General features: G+C 38.8%; 2 protein-coding genes. Both read left to right on the forward strand.

Translation table 11 applies throughout. From position 1 onward, the window contains the following. Nucleotides 1-911: recombinase family protein (locus AA81_RS03150; RefSeq protein ID WP_211292637.1), on the forward strand; the 911-nt coding region annotated here is incomplete at its 5' end. Continuing rightward, nucleotides 875-1254, forward strand: a 380-nt coding sequence (locus AA81_RS03155; RefSeq protein WP_103898167.1) for a recombinase family protein, incomplete at its 3' end; no start/stop codon positions are given. The genes AA81_RS03150 and AA81_RS03155, both read left to right, overlap by 37 nt.

Below are 1254 nucleotides of genomic sequence, written 5' to 3' on the forward strand. Positions count from 1 at the left end.
ACAAAATCCCAACAAAGAGAGGGTCACATTGGACAGCGACCACTATCCGCGGTATCCTTAGCAATGAAAAATATACCGGGGATGTCCTTCTGCAAAAGACCTATACAGATGAGAATTTTAAGCGGCATTATAATCGTGGGGAAAAAGATCAGTACATGATAAAAGCTCATCATGAAGCTATCATATCCCATGAGGAATTTGAAGCTGCCCAAGAAATTTTAAGGCAAAGAGGAAAAGAAAAAGGTGTAATCAAGGGAAGCAGCAAGTATCAAAAACGCTACCCATTCTCGGGGAATATCAAATGTGCAGAATGTGGCAGCAGTTTTAAGCGTCGAATTCATGGAAGCGGTGACCGTAAATATATTGCCTGGTGCTGCACAAAGCATATAAAGGACGCATCAAGCTGTTCCATGAAGTTTGTCAGAGAGGATGCAATTCATCAGGCCTTTGTTGTAATGATCAATAAGCTTATTTTTGGTCATAAATTCATTCTAAGACCATTGCTACAAAGCTTAAAGAGAACAAATTACTCAGATAATATAGCGAAGATTCAAGAACTGGAAACAAAAATCAAAGAAAATACAGAGCGGGTTCAGGTAATCATGGAACTTATGGCTAAGGGATACCTGGAACCCTCTCTTTTTAATACACAGAAAAATGAGCTGCTTAAAGAAGCGGCTTTATTAAAAGAACAAAAAGAAGCCATAAAACGCACAATCGATGGGAGTCAGACTATCCTCGTTGAGGTTGAGAAGCTTCTTAAATTTGCAACGAAAGCTGAAAAGCAGATTGATGCATTTGATAGTGAAATATTTGAGGATTTTACCCGCGAAATCATTGTGTTTTCACAGGAGAAAATAGGTTTCAAAATGAAATGCGGGTTGATTTTAAGGGAAAGGTTGATGAAATAATGAGCCATATACCTTTTGGATATACCATTCAAAATGGCAGGGCTGTCGTTAATGAAAAGGAAGCGATTATGATTAAGAAACTATTTGAAGTTTATCTTTCCGGGCTTTCTTTAAGCGAAGCGGCACAAAAAGCGGGTATTAAGCGTTACCACACATCTGTTGCAAGAATGCTGGCAGATAAACGGTATGTTGAGGACAAATTTTATCCGCCAATTATCAGCAAGGACACATTCGAAAAAGCACAACTGGAAAGACGCAGGCGAGCAGAGGCACTTGGTAGGATTTATGAACATAAAGGAAATGAAAAGAAATGCATGAATTTTAGGTTTCATGCTTCAATGCC

Source organism: Petrotoga halophila DSM 16923, assembly GCF_002924615.1.